The organism is Duganella paludis (genome assembly GCF_054461335.1).
This window is the reverse complement of sequence record NZ_CM136922.1, coordinates 2,396,331-2,414,400: the sequence shown is the minus strand read 5'-3', so window position 1 is coordinate 2,414,400 and position 18,070 is coordinate 2,396,331. Positions and strand designations below refer to the sequence as shown.

Annotated in this window: 16 protein-coding genes; 8 read left to right on the top strand and 8 right to left on the bottom strand. The window is 63.5% G+C overall.

What is annotated here, in order from left to right; all coding sequences use genetic code 11:
• Positions 1 to 20: 20 nt before the first annotated feature.
• Entirely contained in the window at positions 21 to 833 is an 813-nt protein-coding gene (locus ACXZ1M_RS10890; protein ID WP_459053179.1) for an NAD-dependent epimerase/dehydratase family protein, read from the bottom strand.
• Positions 834 to 919: 86 nt separating this feature from the next.
• Between ACXZ1M_RS10890 and ACXZ1M_RS10885 the strand changes: the two genes are divergently transcribed.
• The 5 genes from ACXZ1M_RS10885 (at position 920) to ACXZ1M_RS10865 (ending at position 8,364) form a co-directional block, all read left to right on the top strand.
• Positions 920 to 1,915 carry a LacI family DNA-binding transcriptional regulator gene (locus ACXZ1M_RS10885; protein WP_459053178.1) on the top strand — a complete coding sequence of 332 codons (996 nt, stop codon included), beginning with the start codon at positions 920 to 922 and terminating at the stop codon, positions 1,913 to 1,915.
• A 65-nt stretch (positions 1,916 to 1,980) separates the two neighbouring features.
• The gene (locus tag ACXZ1M_RS10880; protein ID WP_459053177.1) at positions 1,981 to 3,831 is read left to right on the top strand and encodes a hypothetical protein; all 1,851 of its coding nucleotides are present in this window, start codon (positions 1,981 to 1,983) and stop codon (positions 3,829 to 3,831) included.
• A gap of 9 nt (positions 3,832 to 3,840) precedes the next feature.
• Complete coding sequence (locus tag ACXZ1M_RS10875) at positions 3,841 to 4,221, top strand: 5-carboxymethyl-2-hydroxymuconate isomerase (protein ID WP_459053176.1); 381 nt, start codon at positions 3,841 to 3,843, stop codon at positions 4,219 to 4,221.
• A 22-nt stretch (positions 4,222 to 4,243) separates the two neighbouring features.
• Entirely contained in the window at positions 4,244 to 6,145 is a 1,902-nt protein-coding gene (locus tag ACXZ1M_RS10870; protein ID WP_459053175.1) for a glycoside hydrolase family 2 protein, read from the top strand.
• Positions 6,142 to 8,364, top strand: a complete 2,223-nt coding sequence (locus tag ACXZ1M_RS10865) for a glycoside hydrolase family 3 N-terminal domain-containing protein (RefSeq protein WP_459053174.1) — start codon at positions 6,142 to 6,144, stop codon at positions 8,362 to 8,364. Before ACXZ1M_RS10870 ends, ACXZ1M_RS10865 begins: the two co-directional genes overlap by 4 nt.
• A 2-nt stretch (positions 8,365 to 8,366) precedes the next feature.
• Here ACXZ1M_RS10865 and ACXZ1M_RS10860 read toward each other — a convergent pair whose 3' ends face one another.
• Both ACXZ1M_RS10860 and ACXZ1M_RS10855 read right to left on the bottom strand, forming a co-directional pair.
• Positions 8,367 to 9,071 carry a substrate-binding periplasmic protein gene (locus tag ACXZ1M_RS10860; RefSeq protein WP_459053173.1) on the bottom strand — a complete coding sequence of 235 codons (705 nt, stop codon included), beginning with the start codon at positions 9,069 to 9,071 and terminating at the stop codon, positions 8,367 to 8,369.
• Positions 9,068 to 9,964 (bottom strand): LysR substrate-binding domain-containing protein, encoded by an 897-nt coding sequence (locus ACXZ1M_RS10855; RefSeq protein ID WP_459053172.1) that lies wholly within the window; start codon positions 9,962 to 9,964, stop codon positions 9,068 to 9,070. The genes ACXZ1M_RS10860 and ACXZ1M_RS10855 overlap by 4 nt, the downstream gene beginning before the upstream one ends.
• A gap of 93 nt (positions 9,965 to 10,057) precedes the next feature.
• Between ACXZ1M_RS10855 and ACXZ1M_RS10850 the strand changes: the two genes are divergently transcribed.
• A complete protein-coding gene (locus tag ACXZ1M_RS10850; RefSeq protein ID WP_459053171.1) occupies positions 10,058 to 10,201 on the top strand; it encodes a hypothetical protein in 144 nt (47 codons plus the stop codon).
• A gap of 1 nt (position 10,202) precedes the next feature.
• Here the strand turns inward: ACXZ1M_RS10850 and ACXZ1M_RS10845 are convergent, their stop codons facing one another.
• The 4 genes from ACXZ1M_RS10845 to ACXZ1M_RS10830 are packed head-to-tail and all read right to left on the bottom strand — an operon-like array spanning position 10,203 to position 13,225.
• Positions 10,203 to 10,487: a YkgJ family cysteine cluster protein gene (locus tag ACXZ1M_RS10845; protein ID WP_459053170.1), complete on the bottom strand. Its 285-nt coding sequence runs from the start codon at positions 10,485 to 10,487 to the stop codon at positions 10,203 to 10,205.
• Between the two features lie 12 nt (positions 10,488 to 10,499).
• On the bottom strand, positions 10,500 to 11,264 hold the full coding sequence (locus ACXZ1M_RS10840; RefSeq protein WP_459053169.1) for an alpha/beta fold hydrolase: 765 nt from the start codon (positions 11,262 to 11,264) through the stop codon (positions 10,500 to 10,502).
• Complete coding sequence (locus ACXZ1M_RS10835) at positions 11,261 to 12,277, bottom strand: M14 family zinc carboxypeptidase (RefSeq protein WP_459053168.1); 1,017 nt, start codon at positions 12,275 to 12,277, stop codon at positions 11,261 to 11,263. Before ACXZ1M_RS10835 ends, ACXZ1M_RS10840 begins: the two co-directional genes overlap by 4 nt.
• Before the next feature lie 45 nt (positions 12,278 to 12,322).
• Complete coding sequence (locus ACXZ1M_RS10830) at positions 12,323 to 13,225, bottom strand: LysR family transcriptional regulator (protein WP_459053167.1); 903 nt, start codon at positions 13,223 to 13,225, stop codon at positions 12,323 to 12,325.
• A 101-nt stretch (positions 13,226 to 13,326) separates the two neighbouring features.
• Between ACXZ1M_RS10830 and ACXZ1M_RS10825 the strand changes: the two genes are divergently transcribed.
• Both ACXZ1M_RS10825 and ACXZ1M_RS10820 read left to right on the top strand, forming a co-directional pair.
• Positions 13,327 to 14,337: an aldo/keto reductase gene (locus tag ACXZ1M_RS10825; protein WP_459053166.1), complete on the top strand. Its 1,011-nt coding sequence runs from the start codon at positions 13,327 to 13,329 to the stop codon at positions 14,335 to 14,337.
• Between the two features lie 124 nt (positions 14,338 to 14,461).
• Positions 14,462 to 16,090 carry an ABC-F family ATP-binding cassette domain-containing protein gene (locus ACXZ1M_RS10820; protein WP_459053165.1) on the top strand — a complete coding sequence of 543 codons (1,629 nt, stop codon included), beginning with the start codon at positions 14,462 to 14,464 and terminating at the stop codon, positions 16,088 to 16,090.
• Here the strand turns inward: ACXZ1M_RS10820 and ACXZ1M_RS10815 are convergent.
• Positions 16,080 to 18,062, bottom strand: a complete 1,983-nt coding sequence (locus tag ACXZ1M_RS10815; protein WP_459053164.1) for a glycoside hydrolase family 97 protein — start codon at positions 18,060 to 18,062, stop codon at positions 16,080 to 16,082. The genes ACXZ1M_RS10820 and ACXZ1M_RS10815 overlap by 11 nt on opposite strands.
• Between the last annotated feature and the right edge of the window lie 8 nt (positions 18,063 to 18,070).

The following is an 18,070-nucleotide window of genomic DNA, read 5'->3' as shown; positions in this document are numbered from 1 at the left end:
TCTCCGTTGTGGATGATTTTTTATTTGTACATCGGGCCGGCCGTCACGAACGGGCCGCCTTGATATATGGTCGGCGCGTCGCCGTCGGCCGGGTAGTCGGCGCTGTCGGGGAAGTTGCCGGCGAATTCGGCGGAGCTGTGCTTGGGCACATAGCCGAGGTGCGAGGCGTGCTTGTTGTCCCACCACTTGGTGGCGTTTTCCGAGGTGCCGAAGGTGATGGTGTGGCCGACGCGCGGCGTGAACAGCGAGCAGCGGATCAATTCGATCAAGTCGTCATAGGCCAGGTAGGTGACCATCATGCGCGGGTTCTTCGGTTCCGGGAACGAGGAGCCGATGCGCAGGCAGACCGTCTCGGTGCCGAAGCGGTCGTAGTAGTAGCGCGACAGCGCTTCGCCGAAGGCTTTCGATACGCCGTAGAAGCCGTCCGGGCGCAGCGGCATGCTGGCGTCCACCAGGTCGGTGGTCTTGTAGTAGCCGACCACGTGGCTGGAGCTGGCGTAGACCACGCGCTTGACGCCGCACTTGTGGATCGCCTCATACAAATGGTGCAGGCCGAGGATGTTGGCGTTCATGATCGGCTCGAACTTGTCTTCCACCGAAATGCCGCCGAAGTGCAGCACGGCGTCCACACCCTCCATCATCTTCATGACGTTGTCGCGGTCGCCCAGATCGCCGATGACGATCTCCTCGCCCTCGCGCGCGGGACCCAGGTCCTTGACGTCGTTCAGGCGGACGACGCCCGCCCACGCCTTGGCGCGTTCGCGCAGGACAGTACCCAGGCCGCCGCCGGCGCCGGTCAATAGAATGCGTTTGAATGGTTTAGTAGTGCTCATGGCTTGCTTTTGTGGGATGGTGAAGGTATTGTAGTTAAACGTTTAATCGCCAGTATAACTAAATTCTTCCCGAGGTCAATCGATTCATGAAAAAGCCTGTGCCGACCATCCGCGACGTGGCCGCCGGCGCCGGCGTGTCCACCGCCACGGTGTCCAAGTTCGTCAACGGCGCGCAGCGCTTTTCGCCGGCCGTGGAAGAGGCGGTGACGCGGGTGATCGCGGAGCTGGGCTACCGTTCCAACCCGCTGGCGCAGTCCATGATTACCGGCCGCACGCAGAGCATCGGCCTGTCCGTGTTGGATGTGGCGAATCCGCACTTCAGCAGCGTGGTGAAGGGCGCCAACCGGGTGGCGCAGGAACATGGCTACAACCTGCTGCTGGTCGACACCGAGGAAAATCCTGATCGCGAGCGCCCGCTGCTGGAAGCGCTGAACCGGCGTGTGGACGGCATGATCGTGATCTCGCGCATCCCCGAGGCGGAGATGGATTGGATGCTCGAAATGGGCAAGCCGCTGGTCTTCCTTGGCCGCCTGGCGCAGCGCGAGATTCCCTGTGTGGCGGGCGACGATCACCGGGGCGCAGCCATGCTGACGCGGCATCTGGTCACGCTCGGCCACAAGCGCATCGCCTACCTTGGCTTTTCCAAATCGAGACGTGACGAGGAGCGCCTGTCCGGCATCCGCGACTGCATGGCGGCCGCTGGATTGCAGCTGACCGTGTACGACGGCGGCGCGCCGTCCGCGCTGGAAGGGGAGCGCATGAGTTCCTCCATCATGCTGGGCGCGACCCATCCCGACGCCCTGATCTGCTACAACGATCTGATGGCCATGGGCTTCATGAAAGCGGCGCAGACGTTGGGCTTCCGCGTGCCGGAGGATATCTCGGTGGCGGGCTTCGACAACATCGATTTCGCCAGCTACACCCAGCCGCCGTTAACCACGGTCGACCTGCAAAGCGAGAGGATGGGCGCGGCGGCCATGGAGCAGTTGCTGGCTCAGATCGACGGCAAGCCGGCCACGCCATCCACCATCATCGAGCCGCGCCTGGTGCTGCGTCATTCGACCCTGAACCGCAATCCATAAGTGTTTACCTTATCGGCAAAATCACCTACTATTTGTAAAACGTTTTCCACAATAATCGAGACACCATGAAATTCCTTCCCCTGACCTCCGCAGCGCTGGTCGTGATGACGGCGTGCGCGCCGGCGTATTCGGCATCCAACGCGGCATCCAACGCCCCCATGAACCGCATCGTTCAAGACAACGCCTACAAGCAGCTGGACTTCTTCTTCAAGAAGCTGGTGGCGGAAAGAGAGGGCATGGTGCTGGACGGCGCCTCGCCGTTCAAGAGCGGCGACAAATTCCTGCCGGGGAAAGTGGCGGCGGGCCTGGGCCATGTGCTGCTCAACACCGCCAAGGACGATCCGGCGCTGGAGCAGAAGCTGAAGGATTACCGCGACATCGCCGATATGACGGTCGGCATGGAGAACCATACCTGGGGCATCTATTACTACATCGGCGCGCTGGTCAAGTTGAAGGAGGCGGGCCTGCTGGAACGCGCCGTCAGTCCGGCCACGCTGGAAAAGCTGCGCAAGCAGCTGGACTGGCGCACCTTCGTCACGCCGCAGTGGGATCTGATCAACTTGCCGACTAATTACTATGGCGTGGCCTTCAGCATCGCGCGCCTGCGTATGATGATGGGTTGGGAAGACGACAGCGCGGGCAAGGTCCTGCTCGAAAAGATGCTCACCCATTACAACAAATACTCCGGCAAGTTCGGCTTCTCCGACGAGACCGACGGCGAAGGGCGCTTCGACCGTTATAGTATTTTGCTGATCGCGGAGATTTGCGAGCGCTTCCTGGAAACCGGCTTGCAGCCGACCGAGGAATTGAAAGTCCTGCTGCGCAAGGCGGCCGACGTGGCGCTGAATGTCGCCAACACCGAAGGCCAGGGTTTCAGCTTCGGCCGCAGCCTGGGGCCTTACGGCGAAACGGCGATGGTGGAGATCCTGTCCGTGTCGGCCTACCTGAATGTGCTGACGGCGGAAGAGAAGCAGTATGCCTATACCTATTCGTCGCGGGTGGCAGCGCGTTACATGGATTTCTGGTACGACCCGTCCATGCAGTCGCTGGACATGTGGGGCAAGGGCCGCCGCACCGACACCTATCGTGGCAAGCACCGCATCCTGGGCGAGAACTTTTCGCTTCTGCATCAGCTGATCTACACCAATGACACCTGGAACAAGGCCGGCTTCAAGGACGTGCAGCCGAAGGCCGACCTGCAGGCGTGGCTGGACAAGAGCCGTCCGCCATTCAGCGTCACCACGTTTGCGCAGGGCGAGTATGACCGCGCGCTGGCGATCTTCCGCGACGGCCCGCATGTGGTCAGCCTGAACATGATCAACGGCGGCAGCAGCCAGCATGACAACAGCCCTTACTATCCGCTGCCGTTCGCGCCGGGCATCGTCTCCGGCGTAGCCGATAGCGGAGGTGCGCACGCGCAGCTGCTGCCGAAGTTCACCATGGCCGACGGCGCGCAGCTGATCGGTGCGGCGTGGATCAAGGATATCAAGACCGGCAAGGACGGCAAGCGCTATACCGTCACCTACCGTCAGGATGAACTGGACAAGTTGGGCAAGAAAGGTCCGCAGAAGGACGCGCGCATCAAGTTGCGCACCAATTACACGCTGGAGCACGGCGTGATGACCCGCACCGATGTTTATACGCCGGTGGGCGCGCAGGAAGTAGAGAAGATCACGCTGGAATTCGCATCGTTCTCGGATCAGGCTACCATGAAGGGTAATGTGGCGACCTTCGCGCAGGGCACGGTGAAGGAGTACAGTGTCAGCGGTCTGCAGCAATGCCAGTCGGCGCCAACCAACGGCGACCGGGAATTCATGGCGCCTTACGGCCCGATGAAAACCCTGGTCACCTGCACTACCGGCAAGCTGACCATGAAAGAGCCGCTGACGATCAAGTGGACGATCAAATATCAATAAAGGAAGTGCATGCCGCATCTGAAAATCGAGTACACCGCCAACCTGGATGCGCATGCCGACATCGGCGCCTTGTGCAAGGTGCTGTCGCATACGCTGGTCACCCTGCAGGATGATGCCGGCGCGCTGGTGTTTCCCCTGTACGGCACGCGTGTGCTGGCCTATCCGGCCGCGCAGTACGCAGTGGCGGACGGCGAGCAGGGGCGGGCTTTCGTCTATCTGAACATGCGCATCACGCCGGGCCGCAGTCCGGCGCTGGTGCGGACGATAGGCGATACGCTGCTGGCATCGGCCAAGGCGTACCTGGCGCCGGTGATGGACCAGCTACCGCTGCGCCTCACGCTGCACATCGACGCCGCACCACCGGATTACGAAGGCAAGTTCACGAATTAACTAATAACTTCAGGAGACAGGAATGCGACAAATGTGGAAGCTGCTGCTGTTGGCAAGCTGCCTGACCGCGAGTTTCGCGGCAGGTGCACAGGATGACCAGGCGCCGGGACAGGCGCAGGCAAACAAGGGCGCCGGTGCGCGCGCCGAACTGGCCAAGCAGCCGCCTACGCTGCAAAACATCTACGGCCGCCAGCACCTGTCGCTGAACGGCCGCTGGCACTACATCATCGATCCTTACGAGACGGGCTTTTACAATTATCGCCGTCAGCCGTTTGATCAGTCGCCCACCGGCGCCGGCGGCTTCTATGACGACCGCAAGCCGAAAGACAAGGACGACGCCGTCGAATACAACTTCGACAGCTCGCCGACGCTGGCAATTCCGGGCGACTGGAACTCGCAGGACGCCAAGCTGGCCTTCTACGAAGGCACGCTGTGGATGCGCCAGAAGTTCAACGCCACACCCAAGGACGGCAAGCGCTACTTCCTCTACTTCGGCGCGGTCAACTACGAGTCCCACGTCTACCTGAACGGCAAGAAGCTGGGTAGCCACAAGGGCGGTTTCACGCCGTTCCAGTTCGAGGTGACAGGCCGCCTGCTAAAAGGCGAGAACACCGTGGTGGTCAAGGCCGACAACACGCGCCACCAGGACGATATCCCGACCGTGAACACCGACTGGTGGAATTACGGCGGCATCACGCGCGACGTGCTGCTGGCTGAAACGCCGGGCACCTACATCGAGGATTACCAGATCCAGCTGGCCAAGGGTGACCGCAGCCGCATCGAAGGCTTCGTGCAGCTTGCCGGCGCCAAAGGTGCGCAGGATGTCACCGTCTCCATCGCGGAACTGGGCGTGAAAACCGTGGTCCGCACCGACGCCAACGGCCGCGCTACCGTCAGCATCGCTCTGCCGAAGAACAAGGTGCGTTACTGGTCGCCGGAAGATCCGAAGCTGTACACCGTGAACATCGCCGGCGCCACCGACACGCTGAACGACCGCATCGGCTTGCGCACCATCGAAACGCGCGGCCACGATATTCTGTTGAACGGCAAATCCATCTTCATGCGCGGTATTTCGATCCACGATGAGAATCCACTGATCCCGGGCCGCCTGCGCGGCGAAGGCGACATGCGCATGATGCTGCAGTGGGCCAAGGACATGAACTGCAACTACGTCCGCCTGGCGCACTACCCGCACAGCGAAGAGATGATCAAGCTGGCCGATGAAATGGGCCTGCTGGTGTGGGCCGAGGTGCCGGTGTACTGGACCATCTCGTGGGAGAAGTCGGAAGTCTACGCCAACGCCAAGCAGCAGCTGACCGACCTGGTGGTGCGCGACAAGAACCGCGCCAGCGTGGTGATCTGGTCCATCGGTAACGAGACGCCGGTGAGCCCGATTCGCACTGAGTTCATGGGCAAGCTGGCCGACACCGTGCGTTCGCTGGACCGCACCCGCCTGGTGGGCGCGGCGCTGGAAGTGCACCGCAACGGCGACGTTGTAACCGTCGAAGATCCGCTGGCCGACAAGATCGACCTGGCCAGCTTCAATCAATACGCCGGCTGGTACTGGTCCAATAACAAGGAGATGCTGAAGTTCTCCTTCAAGGTCGACTACAACAAGCCGGTGCTGGTGACAGAGTTCGGCGCCGACGCGCTGGGCGGCTACCACGCCGACACCGACACCAAGTGGAGCGAGGAATATCAGGACCAGCTGTACAAGAACACCTTCAAGCTGCTCGATGCGATTCCCGGCCTGCGCGGCATCACGCCGTGGATCCTGACCGATTTCCGCTCGCCGCGCCGTCCGCATCCCGAGTACCAGGATTACTGGAACCGCAAAGGCGTGATTTCCGAAACCGGCAAGAAGAAGCTGGCCTTCTACACGCTGAAGTCCTACTACGACCAGAAACAACAACAGTACAAATGAAGAAACTACATATCACCGCTGCGGTCAGCGCAGCCTTGTTCGCAATCGCCACCCACGCCCAGGATGCACAGATCGACCGCAAGGTCGCCGACTTGATGAAGCAGATGACGGTGGCCGAGAAGGTCGGCCAGCTGCACCAGCTCTCCGGCCGCCAGTTCACGGGGCCGACCAGCATCGAGTACGCCGACAAGCTGGCCGACATCCGTGCCGGCAAGGTCGGCTCCATGCTGAACGTGGTCGGCGTGGCCGACACCCGCGAGATCCAGGCGCTGGCCTTGCAGGCGCGCTTGAAGATACCGCTGCTGTTCAGCCTTGATGTCATCCACGGCCACAAGACCGTGTTCCCCGTGCCGCTGGGTGAAGCTGCTTCCTGGGACATGGACGCGATCGAGCTGTCGGCACACATCGCCGCCAAGGAAGCCGCCGCCGCCGGCATCCACTGGACCTTCGCGCCGATGGTGGACGTGGCGCGCGATCCGCGCTGGGGCCGCGTGATGGAAGGCGCTGGCGAGGACACTTACCTCGGCTCGAAGATCGCCGCCGCGCGCGTGCACGGCTTCCAGGGCAAGAAGCTGGGCGCCACCGATTCCGTGATGGCTACCGCCAAGCATTTCGCGGCCTATGGCGCGGCGATCGCGGGACGTGATTACAACGCCGTCGACATGAGCGAGCAGCAGTTGTACGAGGTGTACCTGCCGCCGTTCAAGGCCGCCGCCGACGCCGGCGCGGCCACCTTCATGAACTCCTTCAACACGCTGAACGGCGTGCCGGCCACCGGCAGTGCCTTCCTGCAGCGTGACATCCTGAAGGGCGCCTGGAAGTACAAGGGCTTCATCGTCAGCGACTGGGGCTCGGTGCGCGAGATGGTGCCGCACGGGTATGCTGCCGATTTGTCCGATGCCGCCATCAAGGCCATCAACGCCGGCAGCGACATGGACATGGAAGGCTATGCCTACAGCCAGCACCTGGAAGCGGCCGTCAAGGCCGGCAAGGTGAAGATGGCGACGCTGGACGACGCCGTGCGCCGCATCCTCTACAAGAAATTCGAGCTGGGCCTGTTCGACGATCCGTACCGTTATTCCGACGCTGCGCGCGAGAAGGCGGTGTTGTCCGATCCGTCGCACCGCGCCGCCGCGCTGGATGTGGCGCAGAAGTCCATCGTGTTACTGAAGAACGAAGGCAAGCTGCTGCCGCTGTCGCGCGAGTCCAAACGCATTGCGGTGATCGGCCCGCTGGCCGACTCGCAACGTGATCTGGAAGGCGGCTGGGTGGTGCAGGGCGAGCGCGCGAAAGTGGTCAGCATCGTCGAAGGCATCCGCAGCCACGCCGGCAAGACGGAGATCAGCTATGCGCAGGCCTGCAAACCCGGTTGCGCCGGCAGCGAAGGCTTTGCCGACGCCGTCGCCACGGCCTCGCGCGCGGACGTGATCGTGCTGGCCGTGGGCGAGACCTGGGACATGAGCGGCGAAGCCAAGTCGCGCACCGACATTTCGCTGCCTGGCCAGCAGGAAGCGCTGTTCACTGCCCTGAAAGCGACCGGTAAGCCGGTGGTGGTGGTGATGCTGGCCGGTCGTCCACTGGTGTTCAACACCATCGCCGACAAGGCAGACGCCATCGTCTACGCATGGTTCCCCGGCAGCGAAGGCGGCAACGCGGTCGCCAATGTGCTGTTCGGCGACTACAACCCATCGGGCAAGCTGCCGATCACTTTCCCGCGCAACGTCGGCCAGATTCCGCTGTCCTACGCCAGCTACAACACCGGCCGTCCGGTGACGAATGAAAGGGACGTGGTCTACAAGTCGGCCTACATCGATTCCGTCAATACGCCGCGCTACGCCTTCGGCCATGGCTTGAGCTACACGGACTTCAAGTACTCAGGCCTGGCGTTGAGCAGCGCAGCCCTCGCCGGCGCGCAGAAGGTGACGCTGTCGTTCGATCTGACCAACAGCGGCAAGGTGGCGGGCACGGAGATCGTGCAGCTTTACCTGCGCGATATGGTGTCTTCAGTGGTGCGTCCGCTGAAGGAGTTGAAGGGCTTCCAGAAAGTGAACCTGAAGCCGGGTGAAACGCGGCGCGTCAGTTTCACCATCGACCGCGATACGCTGTCGTTCTTCAATAGCCAGTTGAAGTGGGGCGCGGAGGCGGGCGACTTCAAACTGATGGTGGGTAGCGCTTCGGACGACATCCGCCTTGAAAGCTCGCTCAAGCTGACGCAGTAACTTTAGCGCTGCTTTAGTAGTTGCGCCAGTTCGCCGGATTTCTCCAGCGCCTCGATGGCGCTGTTGAATTCGGCGACGCTGATCGCGCCCTTGCGCGACACAGCACACTTGGTCTTCACTTCGTAGATGGTCATGATGTGCGTGCCGCGCGGCAGCGTGCCCAATGCGATCTCGCGCTCGATCATGGTTCGCGGCGTGATCAGATAGTCGAAGCGTCCCGCCTTCCATTTGCGGATCGACAGCGCGGTCGACGGCGCGTCGTCGCGGATGTAATCCTGCCCCAGCACGCGCTCCACTTCCGGATAGCGAAATCCCAGCACCGTGCCGAAGCGCTGCCCGCGCAGTTCGGCCAGCGTGGCGGGCGCCTTCACGCGCGGCGACGACGCCACCACTTCGCTCACGGGAATGAAGGCGCGGGTCCAGTCCACGTCGCCGGGCATCCATTCGGGCAGCGTGCTGCATAGGACATCTCCATCGCCGTTTTCGAGTGCGCCCATCACGCGGGTGCGCGGCAGCTGGACATACTGGACCTGGCGGCCCAACTTACGCGCCAGCGCCGTCCCCAACTCGTTCTGAAACCGCATCGGTATTTGCGGCACGGCGCTCAGCATGCCGTCTACTTTCTGGACGTAGCGCAGCGGCGCTTTTTCTGCGGCGTGCGCGGCGACGGCCAGCAACAGCCCGGCTATGCATGCGGCGCGCTTCATGGCAGGCCTTTCTGCATCTCGGCTACTTCGGTTCGCAGCCAGTCGCAGAAGTGGGTGATCTTCTGCATGCCTTGCTTGCCGCGACTGATGATGATGCGGTAGCCGCGCCGGTATGGCGCGCTTTCGCAGCAGACCATTTTCAGCACGCCGCTTTGCAGGTCCGCGCTGGCGATGGCGTGCGATACCAGCGCGATGCCTTGCCCTGCGATCGCCGACTGCACCATCACCGCAAAGTTGGTGTAGGCGCGCGAGAAGTTGTACTTGCCCTTCAACGCGTTGTTCTGGCGTAGCAGCGCGATCCAGGTGTCGGTGGTGAATTCGTGCAGCAGCGGATAGCGGTGAAGGTCCGCCAACGTGATCTCCGTTTCGCCGGGTGCCAGCAGGGACGGGCTATACACGGCTACCAGCCGGTCCACGAACAGCAGATTCGGATCGCCGGGATCAACGTCATAGGTGCGCAGCGCGATGTCGGTGCCGCCATCGTCCATGTTCACCAGCTGGTCGCTGGAGTCGATGCGGATATCGAGTTCGGGATACAGCTTGGTGAAGCGGGCGATGCGCGGCACCAGCCACTTGATCGCCAGCGAGTGCGTGGTGGAGATGCGCAGGATTTTTTCCTCATCACCGGTTTGCAGCGCCGCGACCTTTGTATGGAGTTCGGTCAGCGTGCTGCGCACGGTGGCGGCCAGTTCCTGGCCTTTTTCGGTCAGCGAGATGTGACGCGGATGGCGCACGAACAGTTCGAATCCCAGTGCCTCCTCCAACTGCTTGACCTGCAGGCTGATGGCCGCCGGCGTCTTGTGCAGCTCCTGCGCGGCCAGCTTGAAACTGCCCCAGCGCGCTGCGCAATCGAAGTCCAGCAAGCCTGACAGGGAACGCAGCGGTTTGGTCATGACCAAGTTTTTCTTATTCACATAGCGAAAATAACTCGTTTGATAACACTCCGAGGCTGGCGGAAAATATACCTCATACGCAGCAAAAACTCCATGAACAAGTTTTCTTTACAGGAGGTCGCCATGCTTCACCAAGCAATGTTGCACCGGACGGTGATACCAACGCGTCCCGCATTCGCCGTTCGCATCAAGGAAGAATTGATCAAGATCCTGTCACAGATGGCATCGCGCCGTTGACTCAGGCGGCTGCCGGCGCGGTGGCGCGTTCGAGCGCATCCAGCCACTGGATGGCGTGGTCGCGGCTGTCGCCGCACATCTCGGCCGCCGGCTGCAAGCCGCCGCACACCGCAGGGCGCTCCGGGCGGCCGAAGATCAGGCACAGATTGTTTTCCGCCAGCTGCACGCAGCGCACGCCTGCCGGTTTGCCGTTGGGCATACCGGGGATGGGGCTGGTGATGGAGGGGGCCGTGCAACAGGCGCCGCAGTTCGGCCGGCACTCCAGCGTGGAGGCGGTTGTTTGCATAGGGACGGTATTTTACCGCTCTTCGGTCGTCGCCAGCCATTTTGCCACTTGCGCCGCCACCCACGGTCCGTCGTCCAGCGGCAGGTCGTGGCCGGCGCTCGGGTGCAACGCATGCGGCGCCTGCCATGTGCGCGCCAGGTTGGCCGAGCAGCGCGGATCGACCAATTGGTCGCCGGCGCTGCTCAGCACCAGCGTCGGCACCGCAGGCCGTTGTGCCGGCGCGCGGAAGCGGGCCGCCGACCATAGCTGCCGCAGCGCGTTGGCGCGCGTGACCGGACATTCACGCTGGTAGCGCAGCCAGCGCGCCAGCACGCTTTCCCGTTCTCCATCGTCGCCGGCGCGGCTGGTCAGTCGCAGTATCAGGCGCTCCTGGTTTTCCACGCCGCCGTTCAGCACCTGCCGCAGGATGGCCGCATAGTTCTGCCAGCGCAGCCGCTGGTGGAAGCGGCTGTAAGGCCGCATGCTGGTGTTGATGAGCACACAGCGCTCGATCTCCTGCGGATAGCGGCTGGCCCATTCCACCGCCACCATGCCGCCCAGCGACAGCGCCAGCACGGAGTAGGGCGCCGGCACGCCGCGCGCGCGCAGCTCCTGGCGGCAGAACTCCACCATCTGCGCCACCGTCGTCGCGCTGCGCAGGGTGTGATGCTGGCCGTTGCCCGGCAGGTCGGGCGTGATGATGACGGCGTCCATCAGCGCGTCGGCCAGGTCGCCGGGAAAGCGTCCCCAGTGGCGCTGTTCGCGCATCAGGCCGCGCAGCAGAATCCAATGGCTCATGAGTGATACCACTGGTCCAGCGCGCGCCGGTGCTGCACCTTGCGCGCCATCCCTTCCGGCATCCAGCGTCCGTGGCTGCTGGCCGCGCGCATCAGGAAGTCGAACAGGATCAGGTGCCGGCGCAGTACGCGCTGCAGGCGGTGGCGCGCGGTCGGGTTGAACATGGCGATGCGGTCGAAGATCTGGCGCGGGTTCTTCTTCACCCACAGCCACGATCCCATCTCCAGCGTCAGCGGCAGGAACACGCGGTCGTTGTAGCTGGTGCCGTTCAGGTACAGGTAGTCCCACAGGTCGCCGTGGGTGCGGTACTGGCGGCTCTGCGGTTCGAACACGTAGTTGTGGTTCGGGTAGCTCTGGCTGAACAGTTCTTCGAGCGCGCCGATGTCGGCCAGGTGCGGGATCGGCGTGGCGGTGTGCGCGTGCGGGAACCAGACGCGGTCGCGCAGGCCGAAACCGGAGTGGCAATCGAGCGCCATGCTGAACTGGCGCGTCAGCAGTTCGCGCTCGACCACGTCGCACACGGCCTGGCTTTCCGGCTCCATGGGCGCACCCTCGGCACCGCGATACCACGGCAGGTGATGGCTGTAGCGCTGGCCGCCCAGCATGAACGGTACTTTCTCGACTGCGCTCAAGGGCGCGTTGCGCATCAGGTCCACGCCTTGCGGATTGCAGCGCGTGGCCTGCCACATGCCGCCCGGGTTCACCAGCGGCATGAACACCAGCCGCATCGATTCCAACTGCTGGTGCAGCGTGCTGTCCCAGCGCAGCCGCGCCAGCAGGCTTTCCATGAACGACAGCACCACCTGCGTGCCGATGCGTTCCAGGCCGTGGATGCCGCCGAAGAAGCCGAGCGCCGGCACGTCCGGACTTGGATTGCCGAGCGCGATGGTGTAGACCGGGAACTGGCGGCCGTCCATGGCCACCGTGCAGGAGGTGCCGACTTCGAGATGCCGCCCGCCTTGATCGATCAGGCGTTTCAGGGTGATGAGTTCGGGCAGGTTCTTCTCGGGCATGGCGGGCGACGCAAAAAGATGTGAACGACAGTGTAGCCGATATTGCTAGCGTTCCGTCGCCGCCAATGCCAGCAAGGTCTCGCGGAAGGTGGCCACCAGTGGCCGCAGGTTGATGCGATGCCAGGCCGCCCACAGCGGCACGCGGTAGCTGAACCACGGCAGCTCGCGCAGCACCACGCCCGGCGGTACTTGATGCTGCAGCCCTTGCTGAACCAGGGCGATGCCTAGTCCCGCCGCCACCAGGCCGAGCGCGGTGATCGGCTCGCTCGCTTCCATCTTGACCTGCGGCGTGAAGCCGGCGCGCACGCAGGCGGCAATGAAGTTCTGGTGATGTTCGCCGGTGGCTTCGTGGCGCACCACGATCCATTCCTGGTTATTCAGGTCTGCCGGCTTGAGCGTCTTCACCGCGCATAGCGGATGTGCTTCGGGCAGGGCCAGGATCATGGGGTCGTGCAGCACCTGCTGGCTGGCCAGGTCCGGATCGTCGGCGGCCGGCGGGTCGCACACCAGCGCGATATCGAGGCTGCGCTGGCGCAGGCCTTCCAACTGTTCCGGCGAGTGGCGGCTGTACAGCGCGACGTGAACTTGCGGGCGGCTGACGCGCAGCGCACGCAGGCCGGCCGGTAGCACGCCGGCGTGCATGGCGTTTTCGACGTAGCCGATGCACAGGCCGCCCTCGTCGCCGCGTCCCAGCCGCCGCGCCAGCGCTTCCAGCCGCTTGGCGTGGGTCAGGAAAGCCTGGGCTTCGGCCAGGAAGGTGCGGCCGTCGCCGGTCAGGCGGATGCGCTGCTGGCTGCGTTCGAACAGCGTCAGCCCCAGGTATTCTTCGAGCTGGGCGATCTGCCGGCTCAGGGGCGATTGCGAGATGTGCAGCCGTTCGGCGGCGCGTCCCACGTGTTCTTCCTCGGCCACGGCGACGAAGTATTGCAATTGGCGGATCTCCAGCATTTCAGACCTCACGGGACTTAAGTTGTGCAAATTATGTCTTGGACAGTCTTATCCGGTCAACTTAAACTTGCTTCACTTTCTTCATTTACCAAGGAATCAAGATGAGTCTCCGTCAAAAACTGCAAGGCAAAAAACTGGGCTTCGGCACCGCTCCGCTGGGCAATATGTTCCGCAACATTCCCGAGGCCGAAGCATTGGCCACGGTCGATGCGGCGTGGGACCACGGCATACGCCACTTCGACACCGCGCCGCTGTACGGCGCCGGCCTGGCCGAGCTGCGCCTGGGCGAGGCGCTGTCCAAGCGCAATCGCGACGAGTATGTATTGAGCACCAAGGTCGGCCGCCTGATCCTCGATGAAATCGAAGATCCGGCCAAGCGTGACATGGGTGAGAAGGGCGGCGTGTTCGAGCACGGCCTGCCGAACAAGATCCTCAATGACTACGGCGCCGACGCCACGCTGCGCTCGATCGAAGACAGCCTGAAACGCCTGAAGACCGATTACCTGGACGTGGTCTACGTTCACGATGTGGCGCAGGATTTCTACGGCGATGAATGGCTGGCCCAGTTCGAAATCGCCCGCACCGGCGCCTTCCGCGTGCTGGACCGCTTGCGCAATGAAGGCGTGATCAAGGCCTGGGGCCTGGGCGTGAACCGCGTCGAGGCGCTGGAACTGCTGCTGGACCTGAACGAGCCGCAGCCGAACGCCTTCCTGCTGGCTGGCCGTTACACGCTGCTCGATCACGAACGCGCCTTGCAGCGCCTGCTGCCGGCCGCCGTCAAGCGCGGCATCGATATGGTGGTTGGTGGTCCTTACAGCTCGGGCATCCTGGCTGGCGGCACGCACTTCGAATATCAAAAGGCCGCGCCGGAGATCGTCGCCAAGGTGGAACGCATCAAGGCCATCGCGCAGAAGCATGGCATCAGCGTCAAGGCGGCGGCATTGCAGTTTGCGATGGCCCATCCGGCGACGGCGGCGGTGATCCCGGGCGCCAGCCGTCCGGAGCGCATCGCCGAAGATCAGGCGGCGCAGAACGAGGTCATTCCGGCCGCCTTCTGGCACGAGATGCGCGAGCAGAAACTGGTGTCGCCCGACGCGCCGCTGCCGGTCTGACGTGCTATAGTTTCGCCCTGAGTTATCACGTATGAGGTATTCGTCCGATGCGCAATTGATGTCGTTGTCCGCTTAACAGCATGTCCCTTACCGGGACGGTTTCGACACATCATTTGGGATCATCATGACGAATACCTGTCTGACGCTGGAAGGCGTCTCCTATACGCTGGCCGACGGCCGCGTCCTATTCCACCATCTGCACGAAGTATTCGACCAGCGCCGCACTGGCCTGGTCGGGCGCAATGGCGCTGGCAAGAGCGTGCTGGCGCGCTTGATGGCCGGCCAATTGATGCCTTCGGCCGGACGCATCACGCGTGCCGGCACCGTGTACTACCTCGCGCAGCAGGCGGCGCCGGAGGCTACGGATGTTGCCGCGCTGGCCGGCGTGCAGGCCGCCATGACGGCGCTTGAACGCATCGAAAAAGGCAGCGCCGATCCGGCCGACTTCGACGCGGTCGGCGAGCGTTGGGACCTGCGCGAGCGGCTGCAGTTGGAGCTTGAGCGTAGCGGCCTTGGCCACCTGCGCCCGGACACGCCGGTCGCCACCCTCAGCGGCGGCGAAGCGATGCGCGTGGCGCTGATCGCCGCCTGGCTTGCCGACGCAGCGTTTCTAATCCTCGATGAACCCAGCAACCACCTGGATCGCGACAAGCGAGCGGCCTTGCTGGCGCAGTTGCAGCGTTGGCCGCACGGCCTGCTGGTGATCAGCCATGACCGCGAACTGCTGGAGCAGATGGACCGCATTGTCGAACTGTCGCCGCTTGGCCTGCGCAGCTATGGCGGCGGTTATTCCTTCTACGCCGAATGCAAGCATGCGGAGCGTGAGAGCGCCCAGCGCCAGCTTGACCAGCGCAAGCTGGAACGTAAGCGCGAGACGCAAGCCATGCGGGAGCAACAGGAACGGCAGGAACGTAGACTGGCAAAGGGCGCCAGCGATGGTCGCGATGCTAACCAGGCCAAGATCCTGCTTGGCGGCCAGAAGAATCGCGCACAAGGCACGACTGGGAAACTGCGGCAGCAGCACGCCGCGCAGCAGGAGCAGTTGACACAGCGTGTGCATGAAGCGGCGCAGCAGCTGGCGCCGGAGGTGGCCGTCGCCATGCACGCGCTGGCGCCACCGCAGGCGGCACGACAGCGCGTCGCGGTGCTGGAGGATGTGGTGCTGCCGTATCCGTTGCCGACCGCAGCATCGGCCAAGGCGCATGGCATCAACATGGTGATCAGCGGCCGGCAGCGCATCGGCGTCTCCGGCTCGAACGGCTGCGGCAAGTCCACTTTGCTACGGCTGCTGGCGGGCCGCATCGCGCCGCTCGCCGGCCGCTGCGAGGTCCACGCACGAACCGCATACCTCGACCAGCAATTGAGCGACCTCACGCCGCAACGTTCCGCTATCGACCATCTGCTGGAGGCCAATCGGGAAGCCGGCCAGGCCGCGCTGCGCACGCAACTGGCGCAAATGGGATTGGATGCGCAGCTGGCCGCAGCGCCGGTGTCCGCGCTGAGCGGCGGCGAGCGCTTGAAGGTGGCCCTGGCCTGCGCGCTGTATGCGCATCCGCCGGCGCAATTGCTGCTGCTCGATGAACCCAGCAATCACCTGGACCTGGCCTCACTGAAAGCATTGGAGGCCATGCTGACCCGGTATCAGGGAGCGCTGGTGGTGGTGTCGCATGACGAGGTGTTCATGCAGGCGCTGCATCTGACGCATCGCCTGCATGCGATTGACGCCGAGTGGCGTTGCGCCTCTACGGCTTGATCACCACTACCGCGCCACCCGATGGCGCCAGCTTGAGCGTGATGCTTTGCGTCGCGCTCACCTTGCTGCTGCTGGCTTTCAGGTGGTTGGCGTCGGCGCCATCCTGCAGCACTTGTGCGTTGAATGCGCCCTTGCCGAGGAAGGACAGCGGCACCTTCACGGTGCGGCCAGCTTCATTGCCCATCGCGCCGATGTACCAGGTGTCGCCCTTGCGGCGGGCCGAGACGATGTACTGGCCGATATCGCCGGCGAGGATGCGCGTTTCATCCCAGGAAGTAGGGACAGTTTGGACGAACTCCGCACCATCGGCCCAGGAGCCGTCGGCATTCTTGTAGGCGGCCGGGCTGTCGGACACCATCTGGAACGGGCTGTCGTACACCACGTACATGGCGATGGCGTGGCCGCGCGTGGTCATCACCATCGGCTCGTGGTTGCGGTGCGCGAAGGCGGCCGGCGTGGCGTTGTGGAAGCCACCCGGCGTGTAGTCCATCGGGCCGAGGATCATGCGGGTGAACGGCAGGGTCACGTTGTGGGCGGCCGTGATGCGCGCGCTCCACTTGTTGTTCTCCGCTCCGAGCACGCCTTCCTGGGTGATGTAGTTGGGCCAGGTGCGGTTCAAGCCGGTCGGTGGATAGGCGCCGTGCAGGTCGACCATCAGCTTGTTGTCGGCGGCTTTCTGCAATACCTTGTGATACCAGTCGACCATCTCCTGGTCGTTGCGGTTCATGAAGTCGACCTTCACGCCTTTGATGCCCCAGGCCGCGTACTGCTTGAAGGCGGCGTCCATCTGGTTATCGAGCTGCTGCCACTGCACCCACAGCCACACGCCCACGCCTTTCGATTGCGCGTAGCGCAGCAGCTCCGGCATGTCCATCTCCGGCTTGGCGCGGGTGACGTCGGCCTGCGGATTCGGTTCGATATCGCTGCCCACCGACCAACCTTCGTCGATCAGGATATCGTCCAGCTTCATCTCTTTGGAGAAGTCGACGAAGGCCTTGTAGGTGGCGGTGTTCACGCCCGCATTCGGCACGTTGACGGCCCAGTCGTTCCACCAGTCCCACGCGGTTTTCGATGGCTTGATCCAGCTGGTGTCCTTGATCTGCGAAGGCGCGGCAAGGGTCGGGATCAGCGACGATGCGGTCAGGTCGCCCGGTGTATCGCCGAGCATCACCACGCGCCACGGCGTCTGGAAGCCTTGTCCCTTCAGCTGCACATTGGCGGAGACGGTTTTGCGGAAACGGTAATCGCGGTTATTGTCGAAGCGCGGCGGCAGCGTGACCATCACGCCCAGGCCAGCATCGCCTCGGCCGGAGAGGAAGAAGCCCGGATAGTCCTTCACATCCGATTCGGCGATGGCGAAGGTGCCGGCGCCCGCGCCGCTCTTGCACACCAGCGGCGCCATGAAGTTGTGGAAGTTGCGGATGCCGGAGGCTTTGATCTTGTCGTATTCGGCCTCGAAACTGGTGTCGAAGCGGCCCATGTTGGCGCCCCAGCATTCGTAGTCCTTGGCGAAGTTGAACTGCGTGGCCTCGTTCATCACCTTGAAGGAGGACAGGCCGGCCTGCTCCGGCACCACGTAGCGCAGCGCCACGCCGTTGTCGTAGGCGCGCACCAGCAGCTGGAATTGCGGCGCCTTGCCGTTGGCCGCAAACGCCAGCCGCGATTCATTGAAATGATCGGGCGCGCTGCGCGCCTTGCCGACCACGATGTCATACGTGTCCTTGACGCTGCGCTCCGCATGGCCGCTCAACTTCGCACCGGGGCCGATGGCGCCGATGTCGAGGTTGAGGCCGAGCGGGGAGGTGGCGATAAGGTTCTTGCCGTCGCGGCTGACGGTGTAAGTCAGCTTGTCGCTATCAACTGCGACGGCGTTGCGGCCGTCGGGCGACTTGACGGTAACGGTGGTGGCGCCGGCGGATGCGGCCAGCGTGGCGAGGACGAGCAGGCTTGCGGCGCGGAGGGATTCGGCCATGTGGTTAC

Bases quoted from the DNA above. Each gene is read 5' to 3' on its own strand.
- ACXZ1M_RS10890 (WP_459053179.1), bottom strand. From the start codon at position 833: ATGAGCACTACTAAACCATTCAAACGCATTCTATTGACCGGCGCCGGC.
- ACXZ1M_RS10885 (WP_459053178.1), top strand. From the start codon at position 920: ATGAAAAAGCCTGTGCCGACCATCCGCGACGTGGCCGCCGGCGCCGGC.
- ACXZ1M_RS10880 (WP_459053177.1), top strand. From the start codon at position 1,981: ATGAAATTCCTTCCCCTGACCTCCGCAGCGCTGGTCGTGATGACGGCG.
- ACXZ1M_RS10875 (WP_459053176.1), top strand. From the start codon at position 3,841: ATGCCGCATCTGAAAATCGAGTACACCGCCAACCTGGATGCGCATGCC.
- ACXZ1M_RS10870 (WP_459053175.1), top strand. From the start codon at position 4,244: ATGCGACAAATGTGGAAGCTGCTGCTGTTGGCAAGCTGCCTGACCGCG.
- ACXZ1M_RS10865 (WP_459053174.1), top strand. From the start codon at position 6,142: ATGAAGAAACTACATATCACCGCTGCGGTCAGCGCAGCCTTGTTCGCA.
- ACXZ1M_RS10860 (WP_459053173.1), bottom strand. From the start codon at position 9,071: ATGAAGCGCGCCGCATGCATAGCCGGGCTGTTGCTGGCCGTCGCCGCG.
- ACXZ1M_RS10855 (WP_459053172.1), bottom strand. From the start codon at position 9,964: ATGACCAAACCGCTGCGTTCCCTGTCAGGCTTGCTGGACTTCGATTGC.
- ACXZ1M_RS10850 (WP_459053171.1), top strand. From the start codon at position 10,058: ATGAACAAGTTTTCTTTACAGGAGGTCGCCATGCTTCACCAAGCAATG.
- ACXZ1M_RS10845 (WP_459053170.1), bottom strand. From the start codon at position 10,487: ATGCAAACAACCGCCTCCACGCTGGAGTGCCGGCCGAACTGCGGCGCC.
- ACXZ1M_RS10840 (WP_459053169.1), bottom strand. From the start codon at position 11,264: ATGAGCCATTGGATTCTGCTGCGCGGCCTGATGCGCGAACAGCGCCAC.
- ACXZ1M_RS10835 (WP_459053168.1), bottom strand. From the start codon at position 12,277: ATGCCCGAGAAGAACCTGCCCGAACTCATCACCCTGAAACGCCTGATC.
- ACXZ1M_RS10830 (WP_459053167.1), bottom strand. From the start codon at position 13,225: ATGCTGGAGATCCGCCAATTGCAATACTTCGTCGCCGTGGCCGAGGAA.
- ACXZ1M_RS10825 (WP_459053166.1), top strand. From the start codon at position 13,327: ATGAGTCTCCGTCAAAAACTGCAAGGCAAAAAACTGGGCTTCGGCACC.
- ACXZ1M_RS10820 (WP_459053165.1), top strand. From the start codon at position 14,462: ATGACGAATACCTGTCTGACGCTGGAAGGCGTCTCCTATACGCTGGCC.
- ACXZ1M_RS10815 (WP_459053164.1), bottom strand. From the start codon at position 18,062: ATGGCCGAATCCCTCCGCGCCGCAAGCCTGCTCGTCCTCGCCACGCTG.